The following is a 17,578-nucleotide window of genomic DNA, read 5'->3' on the forward strand; positions in this document are numbered from 1 at the left end:
GATCATCACGGGTTGGAAATTTTTTCGGTTGGGAATCCCTGAGGACTCACTGATACTTGGCTCAACAACAGGTGCGGGCTTGCCCCCTGTTATCCCCCGCAATCCACCATATTTAGTATTTGATTCAGGAACTCGCACTAGTTCTTGACGGGCGCAACGGAGAGTCCTAGCTTTCGGTCTGTTCGGCGCGAGTGAGTTTGCGTCCCGCCGGCACTCCCCCAAAGGGTCTCGCAAATTACCACTCCGCCGGCCAGCCAAAGGCAGCGGAATAAGGGCTTGTCTGCCCTGTGAATGCAGACTCCTAGGCGCCAGAACGGGCCGGCAAAAGGCTCGAATGGCATCGGTTGAAGAAGTGACGTTGTGGGGCGTTGAACGCATGTCGCGCACATCCCGTTGGGGCGGATGGGCGTGGACATGCCGGCGGATGATCGATGCACGCATCGAGGAATTGCGTCGGGAGAAACTGGGCCGGAAACCACCGGCTGAACTGCGAAGCCTTAAGGCCGAACGGCCCTTCGAGGACTCGCGAAGCGAAATGACGACCCGGCACGCCCCCAACGAGGGGCGGGACCGGTCAAAGAAAAGGACGGGGCAAGACCATGCGGATTGAGCGGCGCCACACCACGGTAGGACAGTCACCTTACGCGGGAATCGAATTCCGCCAGACCACGTCGGAGATTCGCAATCCCGACGGCTCGGTCGTGTTCAAGCTTGATAACGTCGAGGTGCCGACTGAGTGGTCGCAGGTCGCCTCCGACGTTCTCGCCCAAAAATACTTCCGCAAGGCCGGCGTCGCCGCGCGCCTGAAGAAGGTCGAGGAGGAATCCGTGCCCTCCTTCCTGTGGCGCTCCGTGCCCGACACCGATGCGCTTAGCCAGCTGCCCGAGAAAGAGCGCTTCGTCAGCGAGCTCTCGGCAAAACAGGTGTTCGACCGCCTCGCCGGCTGCTGGACCTATTGGGGCTGGAAAGGCAAGTACTTCTCCTCCGACGAGGATGCGCAGGCCTTCTATGACGAGCTCCGCTACATGCTCGCCATGCAGATGGTCGCGCCGAACTCGCCGCAATGGTTCAACACCGGCCTGCACTGGGCCTATGGCATCGACGGCCCCGGCCAGGGCCACTATTACGTCGACCCCTTCACCGGCAAGCTGACCAAGTCCAAGTCGGCCTACGAGCACCCGCAGCCGCACGCCTGCTTCATCCAGGGCGTCGGTGACGACCTCGTCAACGAGGGCGGCATCATGGACCTCTGGGTCCGCGAAGCCCGCCTGTTCAAATACGGCTCCGGCACCGGCTCGAACTTCTCGCGCCTGCGCGGCGAAGGCGAAAAGCTCTCCGGCGGCGGCCGCTCGAGCGGCCTGATGAGCTTCCTCAAGATCGGCGACCGCGCCGCCGGCGCGATCAAGTCGGGCGGCACCACCCGCCGCGCCGCCAAGATGGTCGTCGTCGACGTCGATCACCCCGATATCGAGACCTATATCGACTGGAAGGTGAAGGAGGAGCAGAAGGTCGCCGCCCTCGTCACGGGATCCAAGATCAACCAGAAGCACCTCAAGGCGGTGCTGAAGGCCTGCGTGAACTGCGAAGGCTCGGGCGACGATTGCTTCGACCCCGAGAAGAACCCTGCGCTCCGCCGCGAGATCAAGCTCGCGCGCCGCAGCCTCGTGCCCGACAACTACATCAAGCGCGTCATCCAGTTCGCCAAGCAGGGTTACAAGGACATCCAGTTCGACACCTACGACACCGACTGGGATAGCGAAGCCTACCTCACCGTATCAGGCCAGAACTCCAACAACTCGGTCTCGCTGAAGGACGACTTCCTCCGTGCCGTCGAGACCGACGGCGACTGGAACCTGAACGCCCGCACCTCCAAGAAGGTGACGAAGACGCTGAAGGCGCGCGACCTCTGGGAGAAGATCGGCTACGCCGCCTGGGCGTCGGCCGACCCGGGCCTGCACTTCAACACCACCATGAACGACTGGCACACCTGCAAGGCGTCCGGCGACATCCGCGCGTCCAATCCGTGCTCCGAGTACATGTTCCTGGACGACACCGCCTGTAACCTGGCGTCCGCGAACCTGCTCACCTTCTACAACACCACGACCAAGCAGTTCGACGTCGCCGGCTACGAGCACCTCTGCCAGCTCTGGACCATCGTGCTCGAAATCTCGGTGATGATGGCGCAGTTCCCATCGCGCGCCATCGCCGAGCTCTCCTACGAGTTCCGCACGCTCGGCCTCGGCTACGCCAATATCGGCGGCCTCTTGATGACCATGGGCCTGTCTTATGACAGCAAGGAAGGCCGTGCGCTCTGCGGCGCGCTGACCGCGGTCATGACCGGCATCACCTACAAGACCTCGGCCGAGATCGCGGCCGAGCTCGGCACCTTCCCCGGCTACAAGAAGAACGCCGCGCACATGCTGCGCGTCATCCGCAACCACCGCCGCGCCGCGCATGGCGAGGCCGCCGGCTACGAGGCGCTCAGCGTCAATCCGGTGCCGCTCGACCACGCCTCCTGCCCGCAAGCCAACATCGTCACGCGTGCGATGGCGGCCTGGGATGCGGCGCTCGAGCTCGGCGAGCAGCACGGCTATCGCAACGCCCAGACCACGGTGATCGCGCCCACGGGCACGATCGGCCTGGTGATGGATTGCGACACCACCGGCATCGAGCCCGACTTCGCGCTGGTGAAATTCAAGAAGCTGGCCGGCGGCGGCTACTTCAAGATCATCAACCGTGCGGTGCCTTCGGCTCTTCGTGCGCTCGGCTATCGCGAGAGCGAGATCGCGGAGATCGAGGCCTACGCCGTCGGCCACGGCTCGCTCTCCAACGCGCCCGGCATCAACGCCTCGACGCTGAAGGCCAAGGGCTTCACCGATGAAGCCATCGCCAAGGTCGAGAAGGCCCTGCCGACCGCCTTCGACATCAAGTTCGCCTTCAACAAGTGGACCTTTGGCGAAGACTTCATCCGCGACCAGCTCGGCATCGGCGCCGAGGCGATCGCGGCCCCCGGCTTCGACCTGCTCCAGGCCGTGGGCTTCACCAAGCGCGAGATCGAGGCGGCCAACGTCCACATCTGCGGCGCGATGACGGTGGAAGGTGCCCCGCACCTCAAGGCCGAGCACTATCCGGTGTTCGACTGCGCCAATCCCTGCGGCAAGATCGGCAAGCGTTATCTGTCGGTCGAGAGCCACATCCGCATGATGGCCGCTGCCCAGCCCTTCATCTCGGGCGCGATCTCCAAGACCATCAACATGCCGAACGACGCCACGGTGGAGGACTGCAAGTCCGCCTACATGCTGTCGTGGAAGCTGGCGCTGAAGGCCAACGCGCTCTATCGTGACGGCTCCAAGCTGTCCCAGCCGCTCAACTCGCAGCTCATCAGCGATGATGAGGACGAGGACGATGCGGTCGACCATCTCTACGAGAAGCCGATGGCGGCGCGGACCGCCCAGGTCTCGGAAAAGATCGTCGAGAAGCTGGTCGAGCGCATCATCGTGATGCGCGAGCGCGAGAAGATGCCGGATCGCCGCAAGGGCTACACCCAGAAGGCGGTCGTCGGCGGCCACAAGGTCTACTTGCGCACCGGCGAATATGACGACGGCCGTCTCGGCGAGATCTTCATCGACATGCACAAGGAAGGCGCAGCGCTCCGCTCCTTCATCAACAATTTTGCGATCGCGGTCTCCCTCGGTCTGCAATACGGCGTGCCGCTCGATGAATATGTCGATGCCTTCACCTTCACCCGCTTCGAGCCGGCGGGCCCCGTGCAGGGCAACGACAGCATCAAGTACGCGACCTCGATCCTCGACTACGTCTTCCGCGAGCTGGCGGTGAGCTACATGTCGCGCTTCGATCTCGCCCATGTCGATCCGACCGAGTCGAACTTCGACGCGCTCGGCAAGGGCGTCGAGGAAGGCAAGGAGCCGGACGAGACCCAGCATGCGACCAAGCTGGTCTCGCGCGGCCTCACCCGCTCCCGCACCGACAACCTCGTCGTGATGCGCGGCGGCTCCGCCGCGATCGCGCCAGGCAACGACAGTGCTCCGACCGGCGGCAGCAAGGTCACGGCCCTCGCCTCCCACGGCACGTCGGCCCGGGCCAGCGATGCCATCGAAGGCGCCGTCGCCCTGAAGCAGGAAGCCCAGCACGACCTCTCCCCCACGGAGAAGCTCGAGCAGCTGCAGTGGAGCAAGGCCGGCACCGCGCAAACCATCGTCCCCACCAAGGCCGAGCGCCGCGCGGAAGCGAAGGCCAAGGGCTACGAGGGCGAGATGTGCAGCGAGTGCGGCAACTTCACGCTGGTGCGGAATGGGACCTGCATGAAGTGCGATACTTGCGGCAGCACGACGGGGTGTTCGTGAGGGGGTAGAGCCTGCCCAGAGTTCTGCACTGGAGCCCTCCCCAGAGACGATAAAGGCGGCCCTTCGGCCGCCTTTTGCATGCCCGCGATCATATAGCTGCACCAAGAAAACTATCTCTTTAAGGTTGTATTTGGAACGCAAATGCTTCAAGTTCCTCCAGTGGGGGAAATTTTCATGTCGAGTTTTCCGAAAGCATCACTTTCAGTAGAAACGTTTAGCCAACTACTAATTCAACAAAAATCAGTCTGGATCCGCAAGACACCCGGGATACCCAGCCATCTGCGCAAGCGCTTTGTGCGTCGAATGTCGGGCCAATGGATTCAACGCTACAAGAGACAAACGGGACTTCAAACACTCAAGATCGCATCGCCAATAAGGAATTCTTCGAATTCCTACGAGCAGGCGAATCCCGATAACGTGAAGATAGTAATTCTACCTTCCACAAATGACGAACCGACCACGGCAGCGGCAGGCCGTTCGAACCGAGGGGGGTTACGAAAGCTCGCCAAGACATTGATTGGAACTTTGTCGCACCATCACTTCGAACTGCAGTCCAGTGGACCGCATGGGCGGGTAGCTCTACTTAACTCGCAAGATTCATCTCAAGACGTCTCGAGAAAGATTCTGGGAACAGCTGTCTTTCTCGAGGCGTTAGGAATGATCATTTGCCCCGAGCTGTCGAAGACAGAAGTCGCTGAACTAGAAAGCCGCGGTGCAACTGTTCTCGGCAATGAACCGATAGAGATTATTGACCCCGTCGAATCGTCAACCGGACAAGGCAATTCAGGGCGGGAGCCAAAATGGCATCTCGATCACATCAATTCCGCAGCCGCGCGCATGCAAGGTCTGACTGGCGAAGGCACTTTGGTCGGTATCCTAGATACGGGCATTGATCCTTCTCACCCGGAATTCTCTGGGAAACAGATTTACTTTCTCGCGTTCGGTCCGAGCGGGGACGAACTCGCGATAGGCCCGAAAGATTTTGAAAAGCACGGAACACACGTAAGCGCCTTGTGCGCGGGACGCTCCGTCGGGATAGCGCCTGAAGCTCAACTAGCGGTCGCTGCTGTGCTTACAACCCGAAACAGACAGGGGCGAATGTCGGGCAGACCTGCTCAAATTTTGCGAGGAATGAATTGGCTCGTGCAAGGCAGTCGCCCACTACCTCGCTCAGTCGATATAATAAACGCATCCTTCGGAGGTCGCGGCCTCAACCTATTTTACTACGACCGTCTCGCTGACGCGCGCCGCCTCGACGGAATCATTACAGTTGCCGCAATCGGAAATAACGGCGTCATGGGAATCGACAACCATGGAAGTCCAGGAAATTATGATATGGTTCTCGGTGTCGGAGCTGTCGATTCGAAAGATCAAGTAGCGCAGTTTAGTGATTGGGGCTCTGTTCAAAAGCGTTCCGCTTCTGGCCAAATCGAAAAGCCCGATTTGGTTGCCCCTGGTGTTGAGGTCATCAGCGCAGTTCCGGGAGGCAGCTATGCTCCTTCGAGCGGCACTTCGATGGCAAGCCCCCTAGTTGCAGGCGCGTTGGCACTTATTTTGCAAAAATATCGCTCGGGCAATTTGAGTGCTGATGATATCGTAGCCCGCGTTTTGTCGCTCACGAAGCCGCGATCCGGCCGTCCGCATCACCCGCAGTCGGAACGGAGAGGGCATGGCAGTCTTGACCTAGGAAACCTCTAGGGTTTCCGGAACTGGAATTGGACATGCTTACAAGGCGCGCAAGGCAGTTGGTCCAACAAGCACATCCTTCTGATGACCTTGCTTTCGTCGTATCTATTCACGAAAGACCAAAAGACTCAGCAATCGACGCGCAGCCCAATCGAGGTGCTCGGCGGCGGTTTGTGAACGAATTTTATGCTCGGGCAAAGGCGCCCGTAATCAGACAGGTCGAGTTACTTGAGCCGGCAGGTGTTAGGATCGTGGATCGCCTGGAGGGGACACCCCAGCTAATCATAGCCGCCCCCGCAAAGACTTGGCGATCGGTTTTTCAGCAGTCGCACTTCATGCTTAGCGCTCCCAGCGTGATTATTTCCACTAACGAGCCAGAAGTAACGATACCCTAGTGGATTGTTGCGATACGCTCGGCCAATGCGGTCGCGTCTTTAGGCGCCCCCTTTTAACTGCCTCGCGCAGTCGGCGTTAAAATCAACTTAAAATCAACAAGGCTTGGATTTCGGTGATTGCAGCGTTTCCATGCTGAACAGCAGCGCCACTTAAGGTGGCGAACGACAATGATTGTCACAAGCTGGGCGCACGAGGCGTTTAGTTGCAGTGAGGGCGCACTCAGCTCTTCGGCACGGATCGGTGTAATGATATCCGCACAGACCCGAAGGGTGGATCGAGTGAAACGGTTCCCCATCAACGTCAATAGGTGATGAGTTACTCAAGGGCTCACCTACCTCCCCACTGCCCCGAGCCCATGTCAAGGAAACGCAAGAGTCTCTTCCCTCGCCTTCGCACCATAGGGCGGGGCGCTCGGTGGGCACGCACGACATTCGCCCGCGCGCCGCGAATGATCCGGATCGCGAGCGTCGCAACGATCTTCCTCGCAACCCTCGCCCTCCTGAACATCGCCTACCACGTCATTCGCAAGCCCACCGAACTCTTCGCCGTCATCGGCAACACCCTCGACAAGGAGCCCGCCGAGACCTGGCGCCAATACGCCCCCCTCTTCCGCACCTATTCCACCGCGACGATCGCGCCGGAATTGCTGGCAGCACTTGCGCAGGTCGAGAGCTCCGGCAATCCGGTGGCGCGCACCTATTGGCGCTGGCGGTGGAGTTTCAATCCGCTGGCGATCTACCGGCCCGCCTCCAGCGCCGTCGGGCTCTTCCAGATGACCGATCCGGCCTATCGTGAGGCCGCGCGGTTCTGTGTCCGCGGAAATGCGGTTACGGAGAGCAACTGCGGATACACGAGCCTCTACATCCGCGCGATCCCGAGCCATGCCATCGAGCTGACGTCGGTGTATCTGGACCGCCAGGTGGCCATGGTGCTCGGCCTCGCGGGCGATGTGAAGGCTGGCCGCGAGCAGAAGCAGGATCTGGCCGCCTTCATCCATCTCTGCGGCGCAGGTCCCGCCACGGCCTATGCGCGCCGCAAGTTTCAGATGATCGCGGGGACACGCTGCGGCGATCACCTCGTCGCGGGCTATGTCGGGAAGGTCAACGCGATGAAGCGGCAGTTTCTGCGGCTTGCGGCGGAAGATCCGTAGATCCGTAGGGTGGGTTAGCTGGCGGTCGCGCGAAGCGCGGTCCGCCGGGGTAACCCACCACCTCTGCGCGCGCCGAGATGAAAGAGGTGGATTACGCCAAGGGACTGCGCTTCGCGCAGCCCGGGGCTAACCCGCCCTACGGCCCTGCCCATGCCCGGCAAAATCTCACCACATGGCCGCCACGCAAGCGACAACCCACAATCGCGATTTCAGCGCAAACGCGACGGAGGCTTGCGGCTTCAGCGATATTCAGGAGCCATTTGCAATGTTGAGTACGGTAGAAAATAAGCAAATGAAAAAATCCGGCCGGCGCGGCGGGAAGAAGAAGGCCGGGCAACGGACCGGGGCCGGCGAGCAACACGCAACTGCAGCGCATCCATTGCCGGATGCCTCGGCGGAGATCAGCCAAGAGAACGTGCAAGAGAACGTGCAGGAGAACGAGCAAGAGAAACCGCAAGAAAACAGGCAAGAGACCGAGCAAGAGGTAGAGACGAGCCGACCGATCGGTGCGCAGGTGCCCTCGGCTGCAGCCTTGCCGTCCGGGATGGAGATCGCTGCCAGCGCGCCCGTCGCACCGGTGGAACCCTCCCTGGCCGGCCCGCAGGCGATTGCCGATGCCTATAGCGGCTACATCAAGACGTCGCTTGAGCACGCCTGGACCTTCCTGGGAAAGCTCGCGACAGCGCGCTCACCCGTCGAGGCCTTTGAGCTTCAGATGGAGTACGCGAAACAGGCGTGCGACTCCTTTGTCGCCGAATCCCAGAAGATCGCCGTGTTGCATGAACAAATGACCAGACAAAGGGTCATGCATCTTGAGGGGTTCGTGGCCAGGCTCACCCAGACGACGCTCGAAATCCGCGCGACCCGTCACTAACGACCGGAAGCCCTGCCCACCATTTGGCGTGATGGGTTTCTCGAGGGGCTCGACCCATCCTGCGTCCGACCGGCCGTTGTGTCCCGTCAGTGCCTGGACCTAAGGACCGCCTGGAGCTCAGTACCCTGACTTGCTCGAGCCCGTGCTCGGCCTCGTGCTCGCGCCCGTGGTTTGACCTGTGGTTTGTCCTGGCGCGTAGCTCGACGCGCCGGGGCTGGTGCTCTTCGCGGACTTCGCGTGATGCTTCTTCTTATGCCCGGGAGCGTAGCTGGAAGCGCCCTTGGAACCCGTCTGCTGCATCTCATGACCCGGCGTTTTGCTCGATACGCCCTGAGCAAACACGGCTGGGGCTGCAGCCATGACAACGGCAGCCGAAAGCGCAATGATCATTGCTTTCATGTTGTCCTCCTCTCACAAGCCCCTCAAGGAAACGGAATGAGCCAGCGCCCGTTCCTCCAAGCGGAACGTTCATGGTGAGACCCGCGCTGCTCAACTGCTCCCTTTCGCCGCCGCAACGCCATGAACCGGTTTTTCGAAACAGGTCATGCCGCAAGGCAAAACCGATCACGACGGTTCGATCAGCATCGGCGAACCCAGCTCCTCGAAACGAAAGAGCTGAAACACCCGCTGGCCATTGAAGTCGAGCACTCTCAAATCATCGGTCTCGTGCAGGTTGCTTTCAACCGCCTGAAAGTGCCCGCCGTAGCGCTCCCTGGCGAGCGACAAGGGAACCTCGAACGCGACGAACTTGCCGATACCTTTCTGCCTGAGCACCCCGAGAAGCTTCAGATCGTCCAGGGACTGGTGCGAGGTGAGAACAAGCAGCGGACCGCTCGCCGTCAACAGCAAAAGCGATTTCATCGGATCCTCCTTTGCACCCTACCTGATCTTCGCCAGGCACTCCTTCAGGCGCTCCAGCTCCGTACGAACCTGTGCCTCCATGGCGTCTTGCAATGCGAGGATGCCCCTGCTGGACAATTCTGCGGAGGCCTTTCTGTCCAGGTTCTGCTTCCAGTCCCGGATGCCTTGCCTGGTGGCCCGTTGGGCCTCCGACGTCGACTTGGCGTATTCCTTCATGCAGGCGTCGGCCATTGAGCACGTCTGGCACTCCTGGGCCGCGGCCGGACTTGCAAGAAGCATGGCGAGTATCGCGGTAGGGACCCTCATTGCGGTTCCTCCCGCGATAGCATAGCACGTCGCAGGTCCGCAGGGTGGGTTAGTCCGGCAGATGCGCCACGCGCGTCTGCTGGCGTAACCCACCTCTTTCGTCTCGCCGCAAACAGAAGCGGTCGGTTACGCTGCGCGAACTGCGCTTTGCGCAGTCGCGGAGCTAACCCGCCCTACGCGCTACCCACCCTCCGCGCTCACTCCGCCCCGCTCCCGAGCCCGCCATAATTTTTCCTTGGCACACGCGTTGTGTCGGATAGCGGCGAGACCTATCCTTCCCAAGATCGGACTGCCTCCCATTGACGCCCGACCGGATGGAGAGCGCATCGGTGCCTGACACGAACGACCCCAAACCTGATACGGCGAAGCCTGATACCGACAAGGCTGATACCACCAAGCCCGACACCGCAAAGCCGGACGAGGCGCGCGCGGACGGCGGGCTGACCCGGGCCTATGACCGGATCTTGCGCGGCTGGACCGGCTGGTTTCCGGAATGGAACGCGACAGCGAGGGCAAGCGGGCCTCGCACGCAAGCGCCGCTGCGACGGCGACGGCAACTTCCAAGGCGCCGACGCCGGATGCCGGGGTTCCGAACGCCAAGCTTCGCGATCAAGGCTTGAAGGGAGATCGAACCATGATGCGCGCCTTGGTCGGCCTCGTGCTGGCGATCGGCCTGCTCGGTGCCGCCTTCGCTTCGCAATATCGCGATGAGGCCAAATCGATCGGCAAGTCGATCATGGCGCGATGGGCGCCGCCGGCCGCGAGCAGCGCTCCGCAAGCCGCCGCGGTGGAAAGCCCCGCGCCGCCGCAGGCCGTGCTGCTGGCTGCTGCGGGTGAGCCGAGCCCGGTGCCCGCGCCGCAGGTCGCGAAGGACACGGACAGCGCCGCAAAGCCTGCCGCCACGGCGCCTGAGGCGTCATCGTCCGAGCTCGCGCAATCGCTCAAGGCCATCACGGGCGAGCTTGCGAACATCAGCGGCAAGCTCGAGCAACTGAAAAGCAGCAACGAGCAGACCCTGCGTGAGCAGGCCGCCACCATTCAACAGCTCAAGGCGGCCCAGGAGAAGGAGGCGGCGGACAATGCGCGCCTCGCCGCGCAGGTCCAGGCGCTGCAAACGCAGCAGACGACGTCATCCGCGTCTGCGGCCGCCAAGCCCGCCGTGCGCAGCGTTATGAACAACGATGCGGCTCCGCGTGCCCGGCCGCACGTGCCAGATCCCGCGCCTCGGCGGCCCAGACCGCCGCCGCGAGGACCCTGGATGCCTCCACCCTACGGCCCTTATTACGGCGATCCGGATTGGTGAGCCCGCTACGAGTGCCGTAGGGTGGGTTGGTCTGCGGCTACGCAAAGCGCAGTCGCTTTGCTAACCCACCCTACGGACCTACGCCCGCCTCACCGGACTTCGTTCATCGTCACCTTGGCGGCGATCCCGGCCAGCTCGGAGTCCTCCGGAGCAAGCTCCTCATCGGGAGACGGCCCGACCGAGACTTCCGCCATTCTGCGCTTGACCTGTTCGCATGTCTTGCGGACGTCCTCCGTGAACAGCGCGCATTCTTCGATGCGCTTGAAGATCTTCCGTCCCTCTTCACGATACCCCGCCGCCGTTTCCCGCATGAAGGCGATCGCATCATGGACCTGGGCTGTCAGCGCCTCGCATTTTTGCGCGGCGTCGATCAACTCGGTGCCCATGGCCTCGATCTCTTTTGCAGCGGACTCATAATCACGAATGACCGCCTCTGCACTGAGCGCGCCGACGCGCGTGACGCCCTCGGTGTGCTCGACGTAATCAGGCAAAGCAATGGAGGTAAGAGAGCTTCCCGGGCGTACCGACGAAATGTCCGCCTCGAGCTGAACCAGGTTCACGCCTTCCCGTCTGCGCAATTGTTCAACACTTGCCATTTGATTGGTCCTCCCAATACGCACCCAGAACCCCAAACAGTATTGGGTTTATTACGGGGGTAACTGGCATTCTACACCGATGTATTCTTGACAGCCGCAGCTTTGCCGTTTTTTCCCGGTCGCGGGCCCCGCACGCAGCGATGAGGGAGTCATCATCGCGCAACCTCTCCTGGTCACGGGCTCTACCGCCAGGGACAACGCGATGAGGCGGCCGTTTTTGCGGCTTGCGGCGGAGGACGAAGACTAGCAAACGAGCGTAGCCCGGATGGAGCGAAGCGTAATCCGGGACCAGCGTAGCTCAGGGCAGTCCCCGGATTGCGCTTCGCTCCATCCGGGCTACAGACATTCATCAATTCTGCGCTTGGCCACTACCACCAATACGGCCAGCGCCATCCCTCATAGCGCACATATGACGGCACCAGCGGCGGGCCATAGGGATCGACGCGGTCGTCTTCCGGGCGATAGCGATAGCGGGGAACGACATTGTAATCCCACGGCGTCGGCCTCAGCACAGGCGCCGTGACGATGAGCCTCTCCTGCGGTGCGCGAACGACCACGGCCTTCCGCGTCCGGGCTTCAGCGCCTGATATCCCCTGGCTGCACAGCACCAGGGCCGTTGTTCCGAGCGCACAGGCGAGCGTCATCTTTGTCATGCGTTGGTCTCCCTGCCGCCAGAGTGCAAAAGGACTGAAGGCAAGGCAAGCGAATTCGCTGCCCCCTCGCAGCGGCGGCGACGTCCGGTCAGCGCCGTGAGTCCCGCCTCGCCTGTGCCCTCTTGTTGGCCTGCGAAACCCGTCCAATCTTCGAGGGAGGAAGTTTGACGGTTCGACGACGGCTCGGCAGTGCACGCATGCCATCATGTGACGTGGGATGATTTTCCGGGCGCGCGAACTGCCTCTCCCGGCGCAGCGCCAGCGCCCGTCTGGCGGCTTCTCCCAGCTCGCGCCTTGCTTCGAAGTTCTGGTGCCGTCTCAGCTCCTTGTTGACGCGCTTGAGGGCGGCAACAAAAACTTCCTTGCGCCGGAACGTGTTTGCCCCCGCCCCCGGCGTGCGGCGACCACCGGGCTCGGCCGAACCTTTCGCGACGCGTCGTTGGCGGTGCGCCAGCGTTCGTTCCTTGTCGCGAAGGTCACGCAGCAGGCTGCGCAATTTCTCCAATGCCGCACGATCGACCTCTCCGATCGCGGGATGGTGGGACGTCAGGGCAATCTGCTGTTCTTCATGGTTCAAGATGCTGGACTCGAATTTACATGGCCTTGACATCCTTCTCCTCCTTCGACGAACGGGAAAGCCAGGGCACGTCGCTATCGAGCGCGACATCCGCAGCAGCGAGCCGGCGGAAAAGCGCCCTGCGGCGGGCAATCGGGGGCCAGGCGTAAAGAAAGATGTCGGACGGCTTCCAGATCGCGACCCAGCCGAAGATCAGGAAGCTCTCCTGCAGGATGTGGGACACGGGACTCGCGTCCAGCTTTCGCAACAGCAGCCAGCCGAGCACCAGGCATAACGACAGGATGGAAAGGCCAACCGCGAGCGAGAGCCGTCCGGTCTTGAACAGCTCCCGCATCTCTCGGGTCATGGCCTCGCTTCTGAGCTCGAAATGATCCTTCACCGCAATGACGATGTCGCTTGCGGACGCTTGCGACAGCTCGTCTGACGGCAGATGAATGACGATCGCGATGGGCGCATCGATCGGCAATTCCTGCGCACGGCCTACGATGTAGTCTTCGGCGTCGAGCGCAAGCTCGCTTTCCCTGAATGGCGACGGATCCAGCGTGTTGAAGAGCTGCGACACCTTCCGAAGCTTCAGCTCGATGCGGCCGGTCGGCATGGCCATGGCATCCATTGCAAGCTCATCGTCACGTTTGCCGTGCCAACGTGTCCCGACCGATGGCTTGCCGCCATCGGGGAATGTACTGAGGACCGGGGGCGTCGTGCCCTACGCGCGCGCCCGGCGCAGCGCCTCCACAAGCTTCGTCCTTTGCTTGCCCCAGCGGGTCTCTTCGGCCTCGGCGCGTTCGTCGAGTGCGGCGCGCTCGGCTTCGATCTGCTCCGTTCGCGCCTCGTGCTCCCGCCTCGCCTCGTCGAGCGCCGCCTCGGCCGCGGCGACCGCCTTGTCGCGGCGCACGCGCTCTTTGGCGCGGGCGGCCTCCTCCTTCCGGCGCTCGGCTTCGCGCCGCCGCTCGTCCTTCTCGAACGCCGCGGCGGCCTTGCGTGCCTGCTGGTCGTCGATCTTGCGGGACGGTTTGTGTGCCGTCTTGGCGGCGCGCTTGCTCGGCTTCGGCTTACGTTTGGGCTTGTCCTCGGCGTCGGCAAGATCGGACGGCAGCGCCGCGCTCTCGGTGAACGAACCGTCCGATCCGACCGGGCGCCTGAGCACGACGCCGGGCTTCGCCATGGTCGCGGCGACGATGGCGGGATCGTCGGTCTCCTTGGCCACGCCCTGATGGAACAGATTGGAGCTGGCGCCCCAGGCCTCGAGCGCCGCCTTCATCGAGGGCGCAGCGACGGCCTGGTCGTAGAAGCCGAGCGAGGTCTGGTAGGCCTTCAGCTTTCTCTTGAGTTGTTTCGGCATGTCGCCCCGCGACGCATCAGCTCCCGGCCGTCGCGCCAGTGCCACAATGTCATCATGCCCCTGTTTTGCCCGACGGGTCAAATGCTGTTCGGTATCGCCGAAGTCCGGCCAAAGGGCAGGCTTCACGACTCGTACCTCGCCACGCATCATTTGGGGCCGGCTTTGCCCGACGCGTCACACGATTTTCGGTATCGCAGAACTTTGAGATCCCTGACATTTTCTACTGTGCATGGGGTTGTTTTCGATGTTTTTTTGCGGAGCGTGTAGCCCGGATGAGCGACGCGACATCCGGGACCTTTGCAGCCGAAGCATTCCCCGGATATCGCTTCGCTCATCCGGGCTACCCGCCAATCAACGCGTCATCGCAACCCGCAGGAAGGATCACCATGAACGGCAATCGCTATTACGGCGTCCGCGTCGAGGGTGCGAAATACGGCGTGGGCTTCGGCTCGGCGCTCGCCATCGCGATCTCCTACACCAACAACCATTCGATCCTGTGGGCGATCATCCACGGCATCCTGGGCTGGCTCTACGTGATCTTCGTAGCGCTGTTCCGGTGATATCGCACCGGCAGGCGACGACCGGTCCGGGTCTCCTTCAGCTTTCGCTTGCTTTCCCGGTTCCCGCCCCTACGGTCGCGCCGCGAACGAAGCTTTGAACGAGACAGACATGACCGACACGATGAAATGCCCTGCGTGCAGCTCCGAGCACGCCTATCAGGACCGCGACCTCTGGGTCTGCCCGGAGTGCGGCCACGAGTGGAGCGGTGCGGCGGATGCGGCTGCCGACACGGCGCCGGATGCAGGCGTGCGCGATGCCAACGGCAATGTGCTCGCTGACGGCGACAGCGTCATCGTGATCAAGGACCTCAAGATCAAGGGCTCCTCCTCGGTCGTGAAGGGCGGCACCAAGGTTCGCAACATCCGCCTCCAGGACGCCAGCGACGGACACGACATCGCCTGCAAGATCGACGGCATCGGCGCGATGAACCTGAAATCGGAGTTCGTGAGGAAGGCCTGAGCACCGGGCGGGGCCGGTCGCGGTAACGCTAACGCGGGTTCCGGCCGTGGAACACAGAATTCCGCTTATCCAATCGGGAAAAATGTGTAATCTGGCTTCTGCCGGGGAGGCCTTTGTATCGCGTAGGTATTTTTTCAACCCGGGGCTGGCTTTCGAAGACGCGTTTGATTGCATTGCTGCTTGAGACTTGAATGGCCGCCCTCTGGGGCGGCCTTCCCGTTTTCGGGGTCGGCCTAGCGCTGCCGCTGCGCCAGATAGAATCCGCACAGTACCGTCACGAGGCCGGCCGTCTGCAACAGCGTCGGCGGCTCGCCGAGCAGGAGCCAGCCGGTCAGCAGCGTCAGTGCCGGCACGCAGGCCGGAAACACCGCGGCGCGGGCGACGCCGAGGCGCTGGACCGAGACCGCGAACAGATAGAGCGCGGCGGGACCTGCGAGCACGCCCTGCGCCAGCGCCTGGATCGCGTTCTCCCACAGGCCGATCGCCACGACGTGAGCGAGGCCGCCGGTGGCGATGTAGAGCGGCAGCAGCAACAGCGACAGCACGTTGATGACGAGCGCGGCCGAGACGGCCGAGACGCGCCAGTGCCGCAGCGCCGCGCCGAAGCCGGCGAACATCAATCCGGTCAGCACGAAGATCAGATCGCCCTGCACGCCGTCGGCGCCGATATGGCCGATCGATTCCGCGCCGATCACGCCGAGACCGGCGACGATGATGATGGCGCCGGCGAGCCGCGAGGCCGAGATCCGCTCTTTCAGGATCAATGCTGCGAGCAAAAGGCCGCCAAGCGTGGCGCAGGACGGCTGGATCACGCTGCCATGGCCGAGCGGCACGAACAGGAAGCCGGTGTAGGAGATCAGCGACATCACGGGGCCGCCGAGCACCATCAACACAAGGCCCCTGCCCCAGCCGATGCCGCAAAGATCGGAGATGCCGGCGCGCAGCACAAGCGGCAGGAACGCGATGCCCGACCAGACATAGCGATGCACGAGCAGATCGACCGGCGTGAAGCCGACCTTGAGGCCATGCCGCGTGCCGGCAAAACCCAGCGCCCAGAACAGCGCTGCCGACAGGCCGCAGACCACGCCGAGAAGCGCCGGTGCCGCGTCGCTGTTTTGAGTGAGAGCGTCAGCGCCGCTCGTCCGCTGATCCATGGATCAAGCGATATGTCGGCAGAGGCCGCGGCTCAACCCACGTGGGCGCAGGGCTGGCACGCAACGGCAGTGACGAAGATGTAGCCCGGATGAGCGAAGCGATATCCGGGACTTCTCTTGCCACCGACCCGGATGTCGCTCCGCTCATCCGGGCTACGAAAGACAGCTCAGAAAAAGCCGGGGCTGAGATCGAGGCCGTAGGTCAAGCTCAGCACGAACACAAACAGCGCGGCGGCCGAAAGCAGCGCAAGCTGCCTGAGAATGAATTCACGCGTCGAGGTGCCGGCAACAACGGCTTTTTGCGCAACGGGCATGAACGACCTCCAGTATGATTCCAGCATTGGCCGCTCAATATGCGGCGCGCGCATCAGGCGCCGCGATCTCCGAAACAACTATTAAGAAGATCACACGCGTCTTGAACCGCCGTACACAACGCTCGGCTCGCGCGCTTCTTTTTTCAGTCACTGCTTCTCGATCCGCGCACAAACGCACAAAACGCGCGGCTGCCTGCCATAAAGAAAAACCGCGCTCCCGATGGGGAGCGCGGTTCGAATCCGATACGAGGCCTTCTTAAAACCCGAATCTTGCGGTAGGCAGGATTGCGTCCGCACCCGTGCCTGTCGCGAAAGCTTAGCGGGCCGATCCCACCGTCGCGGTCTTGACGTGGCGCGGGGCCAGGACGCTGGCCTGCAGCGCCGTCGCGCTGGAGGCCGGCGCCGACACCTGCTGCTCGACCTTGTTGGCACCGAGGACGCGAACCTGCAGGGGCGAAGCCGGAATGCCATTGGCCTCATAGGCCGGCAGCTCGGCGGCGAAGGTGGCAGTCGAGCCCGCGATGGCGAGGACGGCGGCTGCGATCGACAAAGTCTTCTTGTTCATTGGTGATGCTCCAGAAGGAAAGTTTCGGAGCACATTTAAGCCTGATTTGTTGCATTGCGATATGCACTGTTGCAACGCAACATCGCGCCTCACGCATGGCAATATGTTTAACGCGCCCAGTGTCTTGGACGGATTCTCTGATTCGGCGGGTCAGCCACCGAGGACGTCGCCCCAGCCGTCGAAGACATAGGTCCTCCAGGCCACCGTCCCGTCGCCGCGAAGGCGGCTGGCCAACCGATAGTCGTCAGCCTGATCGGCGGTCCAGGTGATGATCCTGCCGGAGATGCGATCGTGCAGGATGGCGGGCTCGGTGGGATCGAAGGCGTCCATGGGACGAAGCGAGGAATGCGTCATGGCCGACCAACGCGCTCGGCTTTGGGAAAGTTGCCGCAAGACGCCCGATTCGTATTTATCGAA

General features: G+C 62.4%; 20 protein-coding genes. 8 read left to right on the forward strand and 12 right to left on the reverse strand.

Annotation, left to right across the window (positions count from 1 at the left end; genetic code table 11):
- The first annotated feature begins 599 nt into the window (after positions 1-599).
- The 4 genes from N2603_RS24430 (at position 600) to N2603_RS24445 (ending at position 8,470) form a co-directional block, all read left to right on the forward strand.
- Positions 600-4,364, forward strand: a complete 3,765-nt coding sequence (locus N2603_RS24430) for a vitamin B12-dependent ribonucleotide reductase (protein WP_260384160.1) — start codon at positions 600-602, stop codon at positions 4,362-4,364.
- A 174-nt stretch (positions 4,365-4,538) separates the two neighbouring features.
- A complete protein-coding gene (locus N2603_RS24435) occupies positions 4,539-6,062 on the forward strand; it encodes a S8 family peptidase (RefSeq protein ID WP_260384161.1) in 1,524 nt (507 codons plus the stop codon).
- Positions 6,063-6,801: 739 nt separating this feature from the next.
- Positions 6,802-7,596, forward strand: coding sequence for a transglycosylase SLT domain-containing protein (locus N2603_RS24440; protein ID WP_260384162.1), 795 nt, complete (start codon positions 6,802-6,804; stop codon positions 7,594-7,596).
- Between the two features lie 172 nt (positions 7,597-7,768).
- On the forward strand, positions 7,769-8,470 hold the full coding sequence (locus N2603_RS24445) for a phasin family protein (protein ID WP_260384163.1): 702 nt from the start codon (positions 7,769-7,771) through the stop codon (positions 8,468-8,470).
- A 117-nt stretch (positions 8,471-8,587) separates the two neighbouring features.
- Here the strand turns inward: N2603_RS24445 and N2603_RS24450 are convergent, their stop codons facing one another.
- The 3 genes from N2603_RS24450 to N2603_RS24460 all read right to left on the reverse strand — a co-directional run bounded on the left by N2603_RS24450 (position 8,588) and on the right by N2603_RS24460 (position 9,562).
- Positions 8,588-8,869, reverse strand: a complete 282-nt coding sequence (locus N2603_RS24450) for a hypothetical protein (RefSeq protein WP_260384164.1) — start codon at positions 8,867-8,869, stop codon at positions 8,588-8,590.
- Positions 8,870-9,034: 165 nt separating this feature from the next.
- Entirely contained in the window at positions 9,035-9,331 is a 297-nt protein-coding gene (locus N2603_RS24455; protein WP_260384165.1) for a cytosolic protein, read from the reverse strand.
- A gap of 18 nt (positions 9,332-9,349) precedes the next feature.
- Positions 9,350-9,562 carry a hypothetical protein gene (locus tag N2603_RS24460; protein WP_244635820.1) on the reverse strand — a complete coding sequence of 71 codons (213 nt, stop codon included), beginning with the start codon at positions 9,560-9,562 and terminating at the stop codon, positions 9,350-9,352.
- A gap of 404 nt (positions 9,563-9,966) precedes the next feature.
- On the opposite strand from N2603_RS24460, the gene N2603_RS24465 reads away from it, so the two are divergent.
- Positions 9,967-10,257 (forward strand): hypothetical protein, encoded by a 291-nt coding sequence (locus tag N2603_RS24465; protein ID WP_260384166.1) that lies wholly within the window; start codon positions 9,967-9,969, stop codon positions 10,255-10,257.
- 14 nt (positions 10,258-10,271) lie between these two features.
- A complete protein-coding gene (locus N2603_RS24470) occupies positions 10,272-10,940 on the forward strand; it encodes a hypothetical protein (RefSeq protein WP_260384167.1) in 669 nt (222 codons plus the stop codon).
- Between the two features lie 89 nt (positions 10,941-11,029).
- On the opposite strand, the gene N2603_RS24475 is transcribed toward N2603_RS24470, so the two are convergent.
- The 5 genes from N2603_RS24475 to N2603_RS24495 all read right to left on the reverse strand — a co-directional run bounded on the left by N2603_RS24475 (position 11,030) and on the right by N2603_RS24495 (position 14,108).
- Positions 11,030-11,536, reverse strand: a complete 507-nt coding sequence (locus N2603_RS24475; RefSeq protein WP_260384168.1) for a hypothetical protein — start codon at positions 11,534-11,536, stop codon at positions 11,030-11,032.
- Positions 11,537-11,904: 368 nt separating this feature from the next.
- Positions 11,905-12,189 (reverse strand): hypothetical protein, encoded by a 285-nt coding sequence (locus tag N2603_RS24480; RefSeq protein WP_260384169.1) that lies wholly within the window; start codon positions 12,187-12,189, stop codon positions 11,905-11,907.
- An 88-nt stretch (positions 12,190-12,277) separates the two neighbouring features.
- Positions 12,278-12,766 (reverse strand): hypothetical protein, encoded by a 489-nt coding sequence (locus N2603_RS24485; RefSeq protein ID WP_260384170.1) that lies wholly within the window; start codon positions 12,764-12,766, stop codon positions 12,278-12,280.
- Between the two features lie 16 nt (positions 12,767-12,782).
- On the reverse strand, positions 12,783-13,379 hold the full coding sequence (locus tag N2603_RS24490) for a hypothetical protein (RefSeq protein WP_260384171.1): 597 nt from the start codon (positions 13,377-13,379) through the stop codon (positions 12,783-12,785).
- A 93-nt stretch (positions 13,380-13,472) separates the two neighbouring features.
- On the reverse strand, positions 13,473-14,108 hold the full coding sequence (locus tag N2603_RS24495; protein WP_260384172.1) for a cell envelope biogenesis protein TolA: 636 nt from the start codon (positions 14,106-14,108) through the stop codon (positions 13,473-13,475).
- A gap of 386 nt (positions 14,109-14,494) precedes the next feature.
- Here N2603_RS24495 and N2603_RS24500 point away from each other — a divergent pair, with 386 nt between their 5' ends.
- Positions 14,495-14,668, forward strand: a complete 174-nt coding sequence (locus tag N2603_RS24500) for a hypothetical protein (protein ID WP_018644642.1) — start codon at positions 14,495-14,497, stop codon at positions 14,666-14,668.
- 109 nt (positions 14,669-14,777) lie between these two features.
- Positions 14,778-15,128 carry a zinc ribbon domain-containing protein YjdM gene (locus N2603_RS24505; protein ID WP_260384173.1) on the forward strand — a complete coding sequence of 117 codons (351 nt, stop codon included), beginning with the start codon at positions 14,778-14,780 and terminating at the stop codon, positions 15,126-15,128.
- A 233-nt stretch (positions 15,129-15,361) separates the two neighbouring features.
- On the opposite strand, the gene N2603_RS24510 is transcribed toward N2603_RS24505, so the two are convergent.
- The 4 genes from N2603_RS24510 to N2603_RS24525 form a co-directional block, all read right to left on the reverse strand.
- Positions 15,362-16,282 (reverse strand): DMT family transporter, encoded by a 921-nt coding sequence (locus N2603_RS24510; RefSeq protein ID WP_260384174.1) that lies wholly within the window; start codon positions 16,280-16,282, stop codon positions 15,362-15,364.
- Positions 16,283-16,449: 167 nt separating this feature from the next.
- Positions 16,450-16,650, reverse strand: a complete 201-nt coding sequence (locus N2603_RS24515; protein ID WP_260424445.1) for a hypothetical protein — start codon at positions 16,648-16,650, stop codon at positions 16,450-16,452.
- A gap of 262 nt (positions 16,651-16,912) precedes the next feature.
- A complete protein-coding gene (locus N2603_RS24520) occupies positions 16,913-17,161 on the reverse strand; it encodes a hypothetical protein (protein ID WP_260384175.1) in 249 nt (82 codons plus the stop codon).
- 150 nt (positions 17,162-17,311) lie between these two features.
- Positions 17,312-17,515, reverse strand: coding sequence for a hypothetical protein (locus N2603_RS24525; protein ID WP_026312242.1), 204 nt, complete (start codon positions 17,513-17,515; stop codon positions 17,312-17,314).
- Positions 17,516-17,578: the final 63 nt, after the last annotated feature.

The organism is Bradyrhizobium huanghuaihaiense (assembly GCF_025200885.1).
In the GTDB taxonomy this organism is placed as follows: domain Bacteria; phylum Pseudomonadota; class Alphaproteobacteria; order Rhizobiales; family Xanthobacteraceae; genus Bradyrhizobium; species Bradyrhizobium huanghuaihaiense.

Coding starts and splice junctions, on each gene's coding strand:
- N2603_RS24505 (WP_260384173.1), top strand. CDS start 14,778: ATGACCGACACGATGAAATGCCCTGCGTGCAGCTCCGAGCACGCCTAT.
- N2603_RS24525 (WP_026312242.1), bottom strand. CDS start 17,515: ATGACGCATTCCTCGCTTCGTCCCATGGACGCCTTCGATCCCACCGAG.
- N2603_RS24495 (WP_260384172.1), bottom strand. CDS start 14,108: ATGCCGAAACAACTCAAGAGAAAGCTGAAGGCCTACCAGACCTCGCTC.
- N2603_RS24520 (WP_260384175.1), bottom strand. CDS start 17,161: ATGAACAAGAAGACTTTGTCGATCGCAGCCGCCGTCCTCGCCATCGCG.
- N2603_RS24480 (WP_260384169.1), bottom strand. CDS start 12,189: ATGACAAAGATGACGCTCGCCTGTGCGCTCGGAACAACGGCCCTGGTG.
- N2603_RS24500 (WP_018644642.1), top strand. CDS start 14,495: ATGAACGGCAATCGCTATTACGGCGTCCGCGTCGAGGGTGCGAAATAC.
- N2603_RS24510 (WP_260384174.1), bottom strand. CDS start 16,282: ATGGATCAGCGGACGAGCGGCGCTGACGCTCTCACTCAAAACAGCGAC.
- N2603_RS24450 (WP_260384164.1), bottom strand. CDS start 8,869: ATGAAAGCAATGATCATTGCGCTTTCGGCTGCCGTTGTCATGGCTGCA.
- N2603_RS24515 (WP_260424445.1), bottom strand. CDS start 16,650: ATGCGCGCGCCGCATATTGAGCGGCCAATGCTGGAATCATACTGGAGG.
- N2603_RS24430 (WP_260384160.1), top strand. CDS start 600: ATGCGGATTGAGCGGCGCCACACCACGGTAGGACAGTCACCTTACGCG.
- N2603_RS24460 (WP_244635820.1), bottom strand. CDS start 9,562: ATGGCCGACGCCTGCATGAAGGAATACGCCAAGTCGACGTCGGAGGCC.
- N2603_RS24475 (WP_260384168.1), bottom strand. CDS start 11,536: ATGGCAAGTGTTGAACAATTGCGCAGACGGGAAGGCGTGAACCTGGTT.
- N2603_RS24490 (WP_260384171.1), bottom strand. CDS start 13,379: ATGGATGCCATGGCCATGCCGACCGGCCGCATCGAGCTGAAGCTTCGG.
- N2603_RS24455 (WP_260384165.1), bottom strand. CDS start 9,331: ATGAAATCGCTTTTGCTGTTGACGGCGAGCGGTCCGCTGCTTGTTCTC.
- N2603_RS24470 (WP_260384167.1), top strand. CDS start 10,272: ATGATGCGCGCCTTGGTCGGCCTCGTGCTGGCGATCGGCCTGCTCGGT.
- N2603_RS24435 (WP_260384161.1), top strand. CDS start 4,539: ATGTCGAGTTTTCCGAAAGCATCACTTTCAGTAGAAACGTTTAGCCAA.
- N2603_RS24440 (WP_260384162.1), top strand. CDS start 6,802: ATGTCAAGGAAACGCAAGAGTCTCTTCCCTCGCCTTCGCACCATAGGG.
- N2603_RS24445 (WP_260384163.1), top strand. CDS start 7,769: ATGGCCGCCACGCAAGCGACAACCCACAATCGCGATTTCAGCGCAAAC.